This is a genomic window from Rufibacter sp. JT20002 (genome assembly GCF_056491185.1).
On sequence record NZ_JBSZJY010000002.1, the window covers coordinates 633,760 to 648,385 of the forward strand.

16 protein-coding genes are annotated in these 14,626 nt (G+C 49.5%); 4 read left to right on the forward strand and 12 right to left on the reverse strand.

Annotated features, from left to right (window positions below; all coding sequences use genetic code 11):
• Positions 1-70: 70 nt before the first annotated feature.
• The 4 genes from ACW9SV_RS12125 to ACW9SV_RS12140 all read left to right on the forward strand — a co-directional run bounded on the left by ACW9SV_RS12125 (position 71) and on the right by ACW9SV_RS12140 (position 3,904).
• The gene (locus ACW9SV_RS12125) at positions 71-733 is read left to right on the forward strand and encodes a transmembrane-type terpene cyclase (protein ID WP_479557030.1); all 663 of its coding nucleotides are present in this window, start codon (positions 71-73) and stop codon (positions 731-733) included.
• 252 nt (positions 734-985) lie between these two features.
• Positions 986-1,879: an aldo/keto reductase gene (locus tag ACW9SV_RS12130; protein WP_479557031.1), complete on the forward strand. Its 894-nt coding sequence runs from the start codon at positions 986-988 to the stop codon at positions 1,877-1,879.
• A 174-nt stretch (positions 1,880-2,053) separates the two neighbouring features.
• Positions 2,054-3,040: an aldo/keto reductase gene (locus ACW9SV_RS12135; RefSeq protein WP_479557032.1), complete on the forward strand. Its 987-nt coding sequence runs from the start codon at positions 2,054-2,056 to the stop codon at positions 3,038-3,040.
• 402 nt (positions 3,041-3,442) lie between these two features.
• Positions 3,443-3,904, forward strand: coding sequence for a DUF4268 domain-containing protein (locus tag ACW9SV_RS12140; RefSeq protein ID WP_479557033.1), 462 nt, complete (start codon positions 3,443-3,445; stop codon positions 3,902-3,904).
• A 43-nt stretch (positions 3,905-3,947) separates the two neighbouring features.
• On the opposite strand, the gene ACW9SV_RS12145 is transcribed toward ACW9SV_RS12140, so the two are convergent.
• From ACW9SV_RS12145 to ACW9SV_RS12200, 12 genes are all read right to left on the reverse strand, one after another.
• Complete coding sequence (locus ACW9SV_RS12145) at positions 3,948-4,265, reverse strand: hypothetical protein (RefSeq protein ID WP_479557034.1); 318 nt, start codon at positions 4,263-4,265, stop codon at positions 3,948-3,950.
• A gap of 116 nt (positions 4,266-4,381) precedes the next feature.
• Positions 4,382-5,572, reverse strand: a complete 1,191-nt coding sequence (locus ACW9SV_RS12150; protein WP_479557035.1) for a molybdopterin molybdotransferase MoeA — start codon at positions 5,570-5,572, stop codon at positions 4,382-4,384.
• 17 nt (positions 5,573-5,589) lie between these two features.
• Complete coding sequence (locus ACW9SV_RS12155; protein ID WP_479557036.1) at positions 5,590-6,348, reverse strand: sulfite exporter TauE/SafE family protein; 759 nt, start codon at positions 6,346-6,348, stop codon at positions 5,590-5,592.
• Positions 6,349-6,353: 5 nt separating this feature from the next.
• Positions 6,354-7,439: a ThiF family adenylyltransferase gene (locus ACW9SV_RS12160; protein WP_479557037.1), complete on the reverse strand. Its 1,086-nt coding sequence runs from the start codon at positions 7,437-7,439 to the stop codon at positions 6,354-6,356.
• A gap of 157 nt (positions 7,440-7,596) precedes the next feature.
• Positions 7,597-8,076 (reverse strand): cyclic pyranopterin monophosphate synthase MoaC, encoded by a 480-nt coding sequence (gene moaC, locus ACW9SV_RS12165; protein ID WP_479557038.1) that lies wholly within the window; start codon positions 8,074-8,076, stop codon positions 7,597-7,599.
• Between the two features lie 81 nt (positions 8,077-8,157).
• Positions 8,158-9,150 carry a GTP 3',8-cyclase MoaA gene (moaA, locus tag ACW9SV_RS12170; protein ID WP_479557039.1) on the reverse strand — a complete coding sequence of 331 codons (993 nt, stop codon included), beginning with the start codon at positions 9,148-9,150 and terminating at the stop codon, positions 8,158-8,160.
• Between the two features lie 7 nt (positions 9,151-9,157).
• Positions 9,158-9,568: a molybdenum cofactor biosynthesis protein MoaE gene (locus ACW9SV_RS12175; protein WP_479557040.1), complete on the reverse strand. Its 411-nt coding sequence runs from the start codon at positions 9,566-9,568 to the stop codon at positions 9,158-9,160.
• A 10-nt stretch (positions 9,569-9,578) separates the two neighbouring features.
• Entirely contained in the window at positions 9,579-9,818 is a 240-nt protein-coding gene (gene moaD / locus ACW9SV_RS12180) for a molybdopterin converting factor subunit 1 (RefSeq protein WP_479557041.1), read from the reverse strand.
• 146 nt (positions 9,819-9,964) lie between these two features.
• Entirely contained in the window at positions 9,965-12,184 is a 2,220-nt protein-coding gene (locus ACW9SV_RS12185) for a xanthine dehydrogenase family protein molybdopterin-binding subunit (RefSeq protein WP_479557042.1), read from the reverse strand.
• Positions 12,181-13,173: an FAD binding domain-containing protein gene (locus tag ACW9SV_RS12190; RefSeq protein WP_479557043.1), complete on the reverse strand. Its 993-nt coding sequence runs from the start codon at positions 13,171-13,173 to the stop codon at positions 12,181-12,183. The genes ACW9SV_RS12185 and ACW9SV_RS12190 overlap by 4 nt, the downstream gene beginning before the upstream one ends.
• Positions 13,170-13,697: a (2Fe-2S)-binding protein gene (locus ACW9SV_RS12195; RefSeq protein ID WP_479557044.1), complete on the reverse strand. Its 528-nt coding sequence runs from the start codon at positions 13,695-13,697 to the stop codon at positions 13,170-13,172. The genes ACW9SV_RS12190 and ACW9SV_RS12195 overlap by 4 nt, the downstream gene beginning before the upstream one ends.
• A 332-nt stretch (positions 13,698-14,029) precedes the next feature.
• Positions 14,030-14,626 (reverse strand): nucleotidyltransferase family protein, encoded by a 597-nt coding sequence (locus ACW9SV_RS12200; protein ID WP_479557045.1) that lies wholly within the window; start codon positions 14,624-14,626, stop codon positions 14,030-14,032.

Consider the following 14,626-nt stretch of genomic DNA (forward strand, 5'->3'; position numbering starts at 1 on the left):
TTGAAAGTTTACTTACTGCTTCCATTAGCCATTTTCCAACAAATTAGCACCCTTTCGGGTTTGGGAATTTATGTTGCAGAATCCTGTTCATATTGAAACCGCTTTAAGCCACTTTCTGATGATTGGCAGTGGCCTTTTCTGGACCATCACCTATCTATTGATTCTCCGGCGAGGCTATCTGGATAAAATTTACGGCATGCCCATGGTTGCGCTTTGTGCCAACCTGTCGTGGGAGTTTATCTTCTCCTTTGTGTATCCGCATCCGCTGCCCCAACTGTACATAGATTACCTGTGGCTTTTGTTTGATGTAGGGATATTAGTGCAGTATCTACGCTTCGGTCGAGGCGAATTTCCGGAGCATTTATCCAGCAAGTGGTTTTATGCCACCTTTCTCTTTACGCTGGTGTACTGCGCTCTTATCATCAACTTTATGGCGCGTGAGTTCAATGATTACTTTGGCATTTATGCTGCCTTTGCCCAAAACCTGATGATGTCGGTTCTGTTTATCAGGATGTTGTTAAAGCGAGACAGTTCAAAAGGGCAGTCTCTATACATTGCGGGTTCAAAACTGATAGGCACCGTATTCCCATCCGTATTGTTTTACCTGTACTTCCCAAACTCATACCTATTAATTCTGCTTTACTTGGGCATCTTTGTTCTGGATGGGGTGTATTTCCTTTTGCTGTACTCTAAGTTGAAGGCTGAGGGGCAGCATCCCTGGAAAAGGTGGTAACAGGCTTAGTCAAGAAATTTAGCGCCCACTTTGCATAAAACAGCTTCTAAGGAACTAGTTAACCTTATTAGTTGAAAAAGCTTCTTTCTGCCTCAACCCCTTAACACCTAAAAGTATCTTCTTAAGGTAAACCACGTTTTACTTTTTACATCAATTCGGTTCTGGGTTACTTTTTAGAAACCAAGCCCTAAACCGCTTTTCTACTATCTTCGGTGTTTTAGGCTTTACCCTTTCACAAGTAAATTTGCGCCCATGAACTATAATCAATTAGGTACCTCCAACTTACAGGTGAGTGAAGTGAGTTTTGGTTGTATGTCCTTGACCGGGGAAGAAGGGGAGAGCATTAGGCTTTTGCACCAAGCGCAGGAAATGGGCATCAACTTCTTTGATACAGCAGACCTGTACGATAAAGGCCGAAACGAGGAATTGGTAGGAAAGGCTTTCAAGGGACAAAGAGACCAGGTGCTGATTGCCTCAAAAGTAGGAAACCAGTGGCGACCTGATGGAAGCGGCTGGGACTGGAACCCTACTAAAACCTACATACTGGCAGCGGTGGAACAAAGTCTGCGTAGGCTCCAAACCGAGTACCTGGACTTGTACCAATTACACGGCGGTACCATGGAAGACCCCATAGACGAAACCATTGAGGCTTTTGAACTGCTAAAAGAGCAAGGCAAGATCAGGTTTTACGGGATTTCCTCCATTCGGCCTAACGTCATACGTGAGTACGTGAAGCGATCATCCTTGGTGAGTGTCATGATGCAGTACAGCCTGTTGGACCGTAGACCAGAGGAACAGATGCTGGATTTGCTGCATCAAAATAGGGTGGGAGTTCTGGCCCGTGGAAGCTTAGCCCAAGGCCTCTTGTTGGGTAAAACGCCGAAGCCTTACCTGAGCCATACCGAAGTAGAAGTTACCCAAGCCGCGCAGGCCCTGAAAGCCATCGCGGGGGAGAGTAAGGAACAGGGAGCCGCGGTGCAATATGTGTTGAACCATCCGGCCATCACCAGCGCTGTTTTAGGAATAAGAACTCAAAATCACTTAACCCAAGCCTTGGAAGCCGCCCAATCTCCCGCTCTTTCAAATGACACTCTCCATTTCTTAAAAACCCAAATACCAGCGTCCATTTATGAACAACACCGCTAATTGAGGTGAGTGTGTTAAACAGCTTTTGTTTTGCAAGCAAGGCATTTAGTGGCAATTTTCGTCAAAGTGGGCTCAAAACAGGTCCTCGCTCTACTTTCAAAAACAGAGGCCTTCTTCTATCTTTTGGAGTTTATTTCAGTACAAACCTTAATCGCAGGTTAACAATAAAACAAAATGAACTATAGAGTATTAGGAAAAACCGGATTCAATGTATCAGAAGTGTCTTTGGGCACCTGGCAGGTAGGAGGTCGTTGGGGCGAACCCTTCAACGAGCAAACCGCTGAAACCATCATCCATTCGGCCATAGATGCCGGGGTAAATTTCATTGATACCGCCGATGTGTACAGTGACGGGTTAAGTGAGGCAGCCGTGGCAAAAGTGGTGAAAAGCCGCAGCGAAGAGGTATTTGTGGCTACCAAGTGCGGCCGGCAGATCCAACCCCACGTTCCGGAAGGTTATACGCCCGAGAAACTGACCGCCTATGTAGAGCAGAGCCTCCGCAACACCAAACTGGATACCTTAGACTTGATCCAGTTGCATTGCCCACCAACAGAGGTATATACCCGCCCCGAAATTTTTGAGGTGTTTGACCGCCTGAAAGAGCAGGGAAAAATCAGGAACCTAGGGGTTAGCGTGGAACTGGTAGACGAAGCCTTACTGGCCATGCGCTTTCCCAATGTAACCACCGTGCAGGTTATCTTCAATATGTTCCGGCTGAAGCCTAGTGAGCAGTTGTTCTCCGTAGCGAAGGAAAACAATGTTGGCCTTATTGTGCGGGTACCCCTGGCCAGTGGTTTGCTCTCCGGTAAAATGTCGCATCAGACTACGTTCGGGCCCGAAGACCACCGCACGTTCAACCGCCACGGCGAAGCTTTTGACAAAGGTGAGACGTTCTCTGGGGTAGATTTTGATTTGGGTCTAGACGCCGTGGAAGAATTGAAAAAGGTTTTTCCAGGCCAAGAGCCATTGGCCGCCTGGGCCTTGCGTTGGGTGCTGATGTTCCCTGAAGTAAGTACCGTTATTCCGGGGGCCTCCCGCCCAGAACAGGTAAGTTCTAATTTAGCCGCTGCTTCTTTACCCGCTTTGTCTCAAGAGCAGATGCAAGCAGTACGGGATATTTATGACAAATACATCCGGCCAACCGTGCATCAGCAGTGGTAAGGTAGAGCATTCTGGTTTTGATTTAATTCAGGTAAAAAGCTCAAAAACAGATGCTTGAAAGAAGCAGGAATTCTGTTTTAATAAGCTTCAAAAATCAGTAAAAACAAAGAGGGGGCGTCCCCCGATGCCCCCTCTTCAAAAATAAAAACCCTGTGTTGAAGCTTTTTTTGTAGCTCCAACTAAAAACAAATTAAAGCCTTTCTAAAATGTATTAAAATACCTAAAAGTAAGTATTTGTGCTTTGCCTTACTTTTAAAAAAACAGGCAACAAAATCAATTCAAAACTAGAGAAGCTACTTTCAAGAATCCTTTTGTAGCACGAGGATTAATACAAATAATCCACCTCTTCAGAGCGGGAAACAGTACCCGACTTAAAAGAGCCTTACCCTTAATTACGCCAACATGTACACCAGAGAACAAGCCTCGCAACTTAGACAAGCCTTTTGGACTACTTTTGGCCAATACATTGCTCCGCACCCCTCGGCCGAAGGCTTAAAGATCAACTGGTCAAACTATAAGACAGGCATCAAGCACGTGTACTTTAGGATGCGCGCCGAAACAAAATTTGCTTCCATTGGGATAGAAATGACGCACCCCGATCCTGGCATTCAGGAGCTTTTCTTTGAGCAGTTCCTTGAATTGAAAACCTACCTGCACGACACCTTGGGCGAAGAATGGGAATGGGAACTACACACCACCAACGAGTATGGCGAGCCCCTCAGCCGGATTTACAAGCAAATTAGCCCGGTAAACGTCTTCAACCGCGAAGACTGGCCCACCTTGATCTCTTTTTTCAAACCGCGCATCATTGCCCTGGATGAATTCTGGAGTGATGCCCAGTACAGTTTTGAATCATTGAAATAGACAAGCCTGGTTTAGGCCCATCTTGATCACTTGGGTGCTCTGGTTACCAAAGAGGCTTCTCTTCGTCTTCTTCGTTAGACTGGCGGTAAAACCCGGCCCCGTCATGCATAGGGTTACCTTTCCCCTCTAAGTGGTTCTGCAGGTCCTGGTGCATTTTTAGTTGGTCAAGGTATAGAAACTCCTTCCAAAGAAGTTGGTCATTCAAGGATAAACTCTCCACAATCTCTTCTAACTGCAAGCTTTTTCCCTCGGCCATCTGGTTTAACAGATGAGGATCTGAGGTTAACTGATGCTGTATTTTCTCCCGGAAATAGCCATTCAACTCCCGGTACCGCTCGGCATCCCACGCTGTATTTTCCATGCTTTAAACCTTTGGTAACTTCCCGGTTGTACGTAAAACAAGTGGGGTAAGGGTTTGTCCTAATTTAAACGAATACGGCTCCGAAAAGAATGGTGTTCTGAAGGCAAGTGGTACCCTCAGGAAAGAAAAGTTAACGGGAATGCTTCACCTTGAGAAAAGGTATCTTGTTCCGCAGGTAAACTCAACAAAGCATCCGCCTCCAGAATGCTGGTCAAATCACCAGAACCAGTGGCTGGGATAGGAGAGGCTATTAAAACCCCGTCCACATTAGTTACCCTTACCGGCACATGGTAGGTGAGCGCAGGCTTAAAGTCGATCTGCTGGCCTAACTTAGCCTGGTACTCCCGGGGTGGTTGGAGCAGGGAGGCATTCAGCCAAGGCTTGAAGAATAAGTGGTAGCACACAAACGTAGAAACTGGGTTCCCCGGAAAGCCAAACACCAACTTCTGGGCAGGGAACCGGCCGAACAACATGGGTTTGCCCGGTTTTTGGGCAATTTTATGGAAAACGGTTTCAAAGCCAAGACGATCCAGCACCTGCGGTAAATAATCATACTTACCCTGTGACACCGCGCCAGACAAAAGAACTACGTCATGCGCGGCCAAGATGGAATGCAAGTTTTGGTGCATGGTTTCTGGTTCATCCGGCAAGTGGAATAGGGAGGCTTTTATATTTTCCTGCTGTAAGGCTGCCGCCAACATATAGGCGTTGGATCGTCTGATCTGGTGCGGGAGCGGGGTTTGCGCTATCTCCACCAATTCATCGCCGGTAGAACAAACCGCTATCCTGGGTAATTTAAAAGCCTTTACAGAAGCTAAGCCAACAGATGCCAACGTGGCGATTACCGCCGGAGTGATCTTGGTTCCAGAAGGCAACAGCACTTCCCCTGATTTTTTATCTGCTCCCTGTCGGTGAATGTTTTGCCCAACTTCAACTTGGGGCAATCTAATGGTGGCTAATCCTTGATCAATGAAACAGTCTTCGTACCGAACCACGGCATCGGCAAACTGGGGGAGCATGGCGCCGGTCATTACCTCCAGGCAATGGCCTTCCTGGGGTAATTCCATTTGCGGGGTACCCGCCGCTTGAATTCCTGCTATCTTGAAAGACCTGATGCCGGCCTCAAACTCCTGCGTTCTGATGGCCACTCCGTCCATGGTGACCCGGTTAAAAGGCGGAAAATCTCGGTCGGCGGTTACTTCCTGGGCTAAGACGCGGCCCAAGGAAGAAAGCAAGTCAACTTTCTCCAGGCCAAGTTTGATTTTGTTTTGAAGTACCAGGTGCAATGCATCCTTGACGGAGATCATAGGTAGAATTTTGGGGTTTACAGGTAATTGAGGACCAGCTTAAGGCCAATGAAAAGCACAAAAACACCGGTCAAGCCTTTCACTGCCTGGGGTTTAATCTTGCGCAAACTCACTCTAGTGCCCAACTGACCTCCCAGGAAAACCGCAAGCAACAAAAGCCAAAGCAAAGAGGGATCAACCCGAAAGTTGCCACTCGCCACCTGGCCCAGTAAGCCAGCAATCGAATTAACCAAGATAAAGAAAGAGGCCAAAGCAGCTATGGAACGGCCATTAGCCCACCGCAGTAGGTGTAGGACAGGTGAAAGTAGAATGCCTCCTCCAATGCCTACCAACCCGGAGACAAAGCCCGCGCTGGTACCTAAGACCAGGTTGAAAAGCCAGGAGTGTTGGGCATATTGCATTTTCTCGGCCACTGGTTGCGTGAAGAACTGCAGGATCAAAAGAAAACCCGAAAAGGCTAGCACTGCCCCTAAACAGATGAAGAACACCGACTGTGTGAGAGAGAAAGTAGCCCCCAGAAAGGCTGCGGGTACGCTGCACAAGGCCAAGGGCAGAAACTTCTTTAGGTTAAAGTGGCCTTCTTTGATGAACAAGTAAGTCCCACCCGTAACCACCACCAAGTTGCACAGCAAGGCGGTGGATTTTATTTCCAGGAAATTTGGCAGGAAAAGTGCCAGTAAAGCCAGGTAACTTGAGCCGCCGCCAAACCCCACCGAGGAGTACAACGTGGCAATGACAAAGAAGCTGAAGATCAATAAAAGAAGGTTCAGATCCATCTCCATCATTTTACAACCAGTTGGTTGTCCATTTGAGCATTCCAGGCCTCCATGCCTCCGGTAAGGCTATACACCTCCGCGGTAGGTTCTTCGTCCAACAGCATCTCGGCGGCTTTAAGGCTTCGGCCTCCTTTTTGGCAGATGGTGACGATTGGAAGGTGCTGCGGTAAGTGGCTGACCTGATTTCTGAACACCGACAAAGGCGTGAGCAAAGATTTTTGTAAATGCCCGGTTACATACTCCTCCTGTTCGCGCACATCTAGCAGCAGAAGTTTTTTGCCTTCCTGAACCCAGGCATACAGTTGAGTTGGGGACACCTCCGGTACTTTGGTGCAGCTAGCCACCGCGTAAGAAGTTTGGAGAGTAGAAATTCGCTTGTTTTCTGGGTTCGCCCTCAGCTTGATTTTGTATTGGCACTGGTTCAGGAAATCCAACATGAGCAAATACCCGGAAAGCGACTTCCCTATGCCTGTCAACACCTTCACCGCTTCCAAAGCTTGCTGGCAACCAATCAACCCTGGCACTACTCCCAACACTCCCGCCGTGTTGCAGTCCGGGATCTCCTGCGCATAGGGTGGGGTAGGATAAAGGCAACGGTAGGTGGGACCATCTTCCAGGTTAAAAACGCTCACCTGTCCTTCAAACTGATGCAGGGCGCCGTACACAAAAGGTTTGTTCAAGAGCACACAGGCATCATTGATCAGGTACCGGGCTTCAAAATTGTCGGTGGCGTCAATGACCAGATCATACCCTTGAATAACCTCCAGGGCATTCTCAGGAGAGAGGTGGCTGGGATAGGTTTTCAATTGCACCTCCGGATTAAGTTGGAAAAGTTTTCTAGCGGCCACTTCCACCTTTAACTGACCTACCTCTGAGGTGCCGTACAACACCTGGCGGTGAAGGTTGCTCAGGCTAATTTGGTCTCCATCCACCAGGCCAATTGTTCCAACACCCATACCAACTAAGTACTGCAGCACCGGAACTCCCAGCCCGCCCGCGCCCACAACCAGGGCCTTGGCTGCCTGCAGCTTTTGTTGAGCCTCCGGCCCAAAGCCGGGTAGTTGTAGTTGGCGGGTATAGCGACTGTCCATAATCTATTCTTAAATGAAGTTCCAAGGGTTTACAAGAGGTGCACCTATTTAGCTCCTTCTTATAAATCAATTGAACCAAACTGGTTTAGGTGTTTTAGTATCGCCTGTTTAGGTTTAAGCTTTTAGCCTAATTTCATTTAAAAGAGGTTAAACTGTCTTACTGGGCAGCATGGATGTCTGACTTTCCGCCGGTTTTCTGAATCAATTTTATCTCAGAAAGGATGATGTCATGAGTAAGGGCCTTGCACATGTCATAGATACAAAGCGCTGCCGCAGAAGCCCCCGTTAAGGCTTCCATTTCTACGCCGGTTTTTCCCTCGCAACGCACTAGGCAGGTAACCCTCAACGAAAAATTTTCCGCCGGTTCAATCTCAATTTTGCAGGTAGACAAGGCCAAGGGGTGACACAGCGGGATAATGTCAGAGGTCTTCTTGGCAGCCATTACTCCGGCAATGATGGCCGTCTGGAAAACGGCGCCTTTCTTGGTTAAGAAATTCTGCCCGGCTAGCTGCTCAAATACGGCCTCCGGGAAACGGACCAACGCTTCGGCAATGGCCGTTCGGGTTGTTACCGCTTTAGCAGATACATCCACCATGCTGGGTTGGCCGTGTTCATCAATATGCGAAAGTGAACTCATGTTATAAAGTAAGGAATAGCTGTTTAGAAGCTATTTTCGTCAAAAGACTTCCAAATCATTGGACAGGTTTTTTAATGTTTATTAACCACCCAACACCGACATGGATTCATGCCCGGTATGAGCAAAGCTCGCCTCGGCCGCAAAACCGTCTTTCTCGCGGTTGCTAACTGCTTCTAAAATTACCTCTTCTACCTGAGCAGGGGAGGCGTTGCTGCGCAGCAAATCACGAAGGTTCGTGGCGGGTGGTCCGTACAGACAGGTGCGAAGCTCACCTGTGGCCCCCAAACGGATGCGGTTACAGGTGCCGCAAAAGGTTCTGCTGAACGAAGGAATAATGCCGAAAAAACCTTTGTAACCCGGCACCTTGTAGTTGACCGAAGTGGACGAAGGTTCGCTTTGCAGTTTCTCCAGCACCAAGTAATGATCGTTGATGTGCTGCAAAATCTCTTTGTGGGTCCATTGGGGTAACTGGAAGGTGTCGCTTCCGTTGAAAGGCATTTCCTCCAGGAACCGGACGGCCAGATTATGTTCCTTAGTCAACTCCACAAAGGGAAGGATGTCCTGGATGTTCTTGTTTTCGGCGACCACGCAATTCAGTTTCACGTCAAACCCGGAGGTCAGCAACTGGAATACGCTGGCGTATACTTCCTCAAAACGGTCACGTCGGGTAATGCGAAAGAAACGCTCCCGGTCAAGCGAGTCCAGGCTGATGTTTATTTTCCTGATTCCGATTTCTTGCAAGGCTTGGATCTGGTTTTTGTTCAGGGAGCCGTTGCTGGTGACGGTGATCTCCTCTAAACCCGGCACTTTGCTTAATTTGCGCAGAAAAGGAATAATGCCTGCCCGAACAAACGGCTCCCCACCAGTAATCCTGATTTTGTTCACGCCCATTTGGCAGAAAAGAACGGCAAGCTGGTACATTTCTTCAAACGAGAGCAACTCCTTGCGCGCGGCAAAATCCATCCCTTCCTCCGGCATGCAGTAATAGCACCTGAAGTTGCACCGGTCTGTGACCGATAGCCGCAGGTACGTTAATTGCCGGCCGTATTTATCAATCAATTGTGGTTTGCTCATGGCAGGTTTACGGATGGGCATTGACCCACAGGCTGTTGTCTTCGTAATATTCCTTTTTCCAGATGGGCACGGTCTTTTTCAGCTCATCAATCAAAAACTTACAGGCGGTAAAAGCAGCCTCTCTGTGCGCGGAGGCCACCCCGATGATCACCACTGGTTCGCCCACCGGTTTCTCGCCAACGGCGTGTATCATTACCAAACGCTCAATGGGCCACTGCTGTTGGGCTACTTCTGCAAGTTTCTGCATCTCTTTAATCGCCATAGGCGCGTAGGCTTCAAACACCAGTTTTACTACGGCTTTGCCTTGGGCATGATTGCGCACGGTGCCTACAAAAAGATCTATGCCGCCCGCGCTGGGAGATTTCAAGTATTGATACGCCTCAATCAGGTCAACCTCTTCTACTATCTTTATCAGCATGCCTTTTAGATTAACCACCGCTCACCGGCGGAATAAGCGCAATTTCCTGCCCTGGGGTGAGAGACTGGGTATCGTCTGCGTATTCACTATCAACGGCCACCGCCAACGAACTCAGTTTCTGGATAGCCGGGAATTGCTCGTAAAGCCAGGCTTTTAAATGGCCCACAGTTTTAAGTGCCTCATTTTCGGGTACTTTCAACGTCGATTTTCCAACAATCTCCCGGGTGATCCCAAATAGGAGTATTTCCATGGTGTTATTCTTTCGTTCACCCTTGCCTGCCCCCAAGTTTGAAGCGGCAAGGATTATAAATTTACGTCACAATTCGGCCAAGGCCAAACCTTAATACGGTTTTGGGCCTGTTTTCACCTAAATACGCTGAAAACAGGCCCAAAAGGTTACAGTAGTTTATCTAACGTAATGGGCAGTTCCCGGATGCGTTTGCCGGTGGCATGGTACACCGCATTGACGATGGCCGGTGCCACACTCACAATCCCAATCTCGCCCAGGCCTTTAGCTCCCAGTGGGTTTACAATCTCGTCCTTCTCTTCCACAAAGATGACGTCCGTTTCGTGTACATCGGCACTTACGGGCACGTGGTATTTGTCCAGGTCATGGTTCATGAACCTACCCAGATGATGGTCCATGACGGTGTGTTCCTGCAAAGCGGCACCAATTCCCCAAACGGTACCACCTAATATCTGGCTACGACCTGTTTTGGGGTTGATGATGCGCCCCGCGGCCACCGCGCTGACGATGCGGGATACTTTTACGGTGCCTAAATCTTCGTCTACCTTAACCTCTACAAACGTAGCCAAGTGCGAGTAACTGGAGTATTTTTTCTGCTCTTTGTCTGGCTTCTGCGTGGCCTCCACCTCAATAGGTTTGCCGTCGGTTAAAGCGAATATAGACTTGATGGAAATAGAAGTGGCGGGAGCCTGGCGTAGGAACATGTGTCCGTCAGCAAAGGAAACGTCTTCCGGTTTGGCATTAGCGAAGGGTGAATTTTCCGTTCTCTGGGCTAATTTCAGGAGTTGCTCTTGAACCTTCTCGCATACCAGCTTCACGGCCGATCCGGTGGAGGAAACCGTCCAGGAACCTCCTTCCAGCGGTGACTTGGGCAAGGTGGAATCGCCTAGTTCAAAGGTAACATCCTCCAGGGGGAGTCCCATGGTTTCGGCGGCAATCTGCGACATCACGGTGTAGGTTCCTGTCCCAATGTCGGCGGTGGCGCTGGAGACGGTTAATTTCCCGTCTGGAGTTAAAAAAGCTTTCGCGGAGGTTTCCTTCTGCTTGGCTTCCCAGGCACCGTTGGCCATTCCCCAGCCAATTAGTTCGTGGCCTTCTTTCATGGACCTTGGCTCCATTTTCCGTTTAGACCAGCCAAACCGCTCCGCTCCCTGCCGGTAACACTCTTTCAGTTCTTTGCTGGAATGGGGCTTGCCCTCGTTCAGGTCTTGGTCAGAATAGTTTCTCAATCGGAATTCCAAAGGGTCTACACCCGCTTTGTAGGCCATCTCATCAATGGCCGTTTCCAGTGCGAAAGTCCCCGTGGTGCCGCCTGGGGCGCGCATGTCCAATGGGGTGAACACATCCAGGCCCACCAATTGGTGGCTTACTTCCACATTGTCGCAGTTGTACAGAACGCCGGGCCAGATTACCACGTCTTCATTGTAGTCCTCAAACCGGGAGGTTTCTGCCAAGGCGTTATGGGTGATGGCCTCCAGTTTGCCGTCAGTTGATGCACCAATGGACAGACGTTGCACCGTGGCCGGCCTGTGCCCGAAGGAAAACATCTGTTGCCGGGTTAGCATCACTTTCACGGGCCTCTTCAGCTCGCGGGAGGCTAATACCGCCAAAAACAACTGGTATTGCGGCCGAAGCCCTGAGCCAAAAGCGCCGCCCACATAAGGAGAGAACACTTGCACATCCTCCTGAGGAATTCCGAAAGCGCTGGATAGGTATTTCTGGCTGTTCTGCACCCCTTGAATTTTATCATACACGGTTAGTTTGCCGTCTTTCTGCCAATTGGCAATAGAGGCGTGCATTTCCATGGGGTTGTGGTGGTGTGCCGGATGGGCGTAGGCTTCCTCCAGTTGCAGGGCAGCATTGGTAAACGCCGTCTCCGCATCGCCGCGCGGATCTGATGGGGGAGGTGATTTGTATTTCTTCGGTTTGTAGGCTTTTGCTAAGTTCGTTTTTAAATCAGTTTCGTGTGGAGCGGTTTCGTATTCTACTTTCACCAGCAGGGCGGCATAGCGGGCGAGTTCAAACGTGTCTGCCACCACCAAGGCGATGGGCTGCATGCTGAAGAGGATTTCTTCATTTTTGAACGGCCGGAAAGGGGAGCCAGGTGGGGCGTCCTCATCCTGGTAGTGGCTGTCTAACCAGGTATAGCCGGGACGGTTTTCATGGGTGAAAACCTGATGCACGCCTGGTAATGCCAGGGCCGCAGATGTATCTATGCTGGTGATTCTCCCTTTTGCGATGGCGCTGTTCACTACCACCCCATAGAGTAGACCCGATACGTGGAATTCTGCGGCGTATTTAGCTTCTCCGGTCACTTTGGCCCGACCGTCTACCCGATTAGCGGGAGAGCCTGTATAGTTCTCTTTCATGAGGTCGTCTTCATGTTAGTGGCCTGCTCTAACGCCCGTACAATGGCACGTTTGGCCAGTTCAATCTTGAATGTATTATCGCCGTAACCTTGGGCACCTTGCAGGTACGCTTCTGCTACTTTCTGGAAGTTGTCCTTACTTGCGGGTTTTCCCTGTAGCAAGGCTTCGGCCTGTGGCACCCGCCAAGGTTTGTGGGCCACGCCTCCCAAGGCGATGCGTGCTTCCTTGATGGTATTTCCCTCCAAATCCAACCCCACTGCTACTGAAACCAAGGCGAAGGCATAGGAGGCCCGGTCACGAAGTTTCAGGTAGGTGTAATTGCTGGCAAATCCTTTGGCAGGGAGTTCAATGGCCGTGATGATTTCGTCTGGCTGCAGGGTAGAGTCCAGGTGCGGGGTGTCTCCGGGTAACCGGTGAAAGTCGGCAAAGGGGATGGTTCTTTCTCCGCTGCTTCCAGTCACGTGTACGGTTGCCTCCAGGGCGGCCAGCGCCACACACATATCAGAGGGATGTGTGGCAATGCAGTGCTCACTCGTGCCTAAAATAGCCAGATCCCGGTTGTACCCTTTAATAGCCGAACAGCCCGAGCCGGGTTCCCGCTTGTTGCAAGGAGTGTGCGTGTCATAGAAGTAGTAGCAACGGGTGCGTTGTAGCAGGTTGCCGCCATTGGTAGCCATGTTGCGCAATTGTGCCGTAGCTCCGGCCAGAATAGCATGCGACAGCAATGGATATCGGGTTTCCACGTCGGGGTTGTAGGCCGTTTCGGCGTTCTTTACTAAAGCGCCAAGGCGTAAACCGCCTTCTTTGGTACCTTCAATAGTGCTTAGGGCAATTTGGGTTATGTCTACCAAATGGCTGGGGCACATGACGTCAATCTTCATTAAATCCAGCAGGTTGGTGCCGCCGGCAATGAATTTTGCTCCTGGGGTAGAAACTTCCTGCACGGCGGTTTCTACATCTTGGGCTTGGGTGAAAGTAAAGGGTCTCATAGGCCTGTTCTTTTATCCAGGGCTTCCTGGGCCACCCGTACAATATTCACATAAGCACCACACCGGCATACGTTTCCGCTCATCAGGTCTTTGATGTCATCCAGCGTCTTGGCTTTACCTTCGTTCACCAACCCAATCACAGAACATATTTGCCCAGGGGTACAGTAGCCGCACTGGAACGCATCATGGTCAATGAAGGCCTGCTGAACGGGGTGCAATTCGCCGTCTTTGGCAAGCCCTTCCACGGTAATAATTTCTTTGTTCTCTTGCATCACTGCTAAGGTAAGGCAGGAGTTAATGCGTTTCCCGTCCAGCAACACGGTGCAGGCGCCACATTGGCCATGGTCGCAGCCTTTCTTGGTGCCGGTTAACTGGAGGTGCTCTCGCAAGGCATCCAAAATGGAAGTCCAGGGCGCAAGCTGTAGTTGTTGGGTGGTGCCGTTCACGCGTAGGGTGACGGCTCGGGTCTCAGGCAAGGTCGGCCGATGGGCGGTGACCATGCCGGGAGCGTTTTCAGATCTCATGAAGATTCCGGTTGAACGGGTTAAACATCCTTTTTGAGCAAGCCAATTTATTATAAAATCTAATGCCTGGCTTTTTTTGAACTACTCTCAGGGCCATGTTCTGCCCGCCAACTTCTCTTATAAAACAAAGTAATTCTTAGGTGGTCTTACGGTTTATACACAGTACAGTTAAGTAAATGGGATGTAGAGTTTGATTCTTAGTATTGAGGAGATCCGTTTTAAAGCTCTTTTTGTAAACTAAAGGTAAAACAATAAAGACTTAAGCTGTGGATTTGCTTACAATAGGAAATATAAAAGAAGCCCAAAGATTTTACACTTACCTGATACTGCCCCTATGACTTCCCGGAAGATTGTTGCAGGGCAAGATAATCTGCGGGCGTGTCAATGTCCACCGCACCTAGGGGGAAAAGAAAGGAAGCAACTTCTTCGGGATAGATTGAAAGTAGTTTTTTGGCACCTTCCTGGCCTTTCAATTGGAGGAGATCGGGGAAAAACTGTTTGTTAAAAAGGACCGGGGCTCCCAAGGTGTCCTGGTAGGAACAAGCCACGATACCCTTGCCCGTTGCTTGCTTCAATTGGACCATTCCGTTGAGAACCTCCGCCGTAACAAAAGGTTGATCACAAAGCATGAACAAAGCGTCGGTACTTTCTGGCGCGATAGAGGTGAGGTGGGTTAGCCCCGTTCTTATAGAGGAAGCCATTCCTTCTGACCACTCCAAATTTTGCACAAGATGCACACTGAAAGAAGTTACCTGCGGAAGTATGGCTTCCGACCTAGCTCCCAGCACCACTACTACTGGGCTTCCCTGTGAATCTTTTGCAGCCTGAATAGACCGTTGCAGCAACGTCTGGCCCTGGAACAATAGTTGTTGTTTGGCCTGCCCTAATCGGGAGGAGGAACCGGCTGCCAGTATAATGATGCCTGCCAT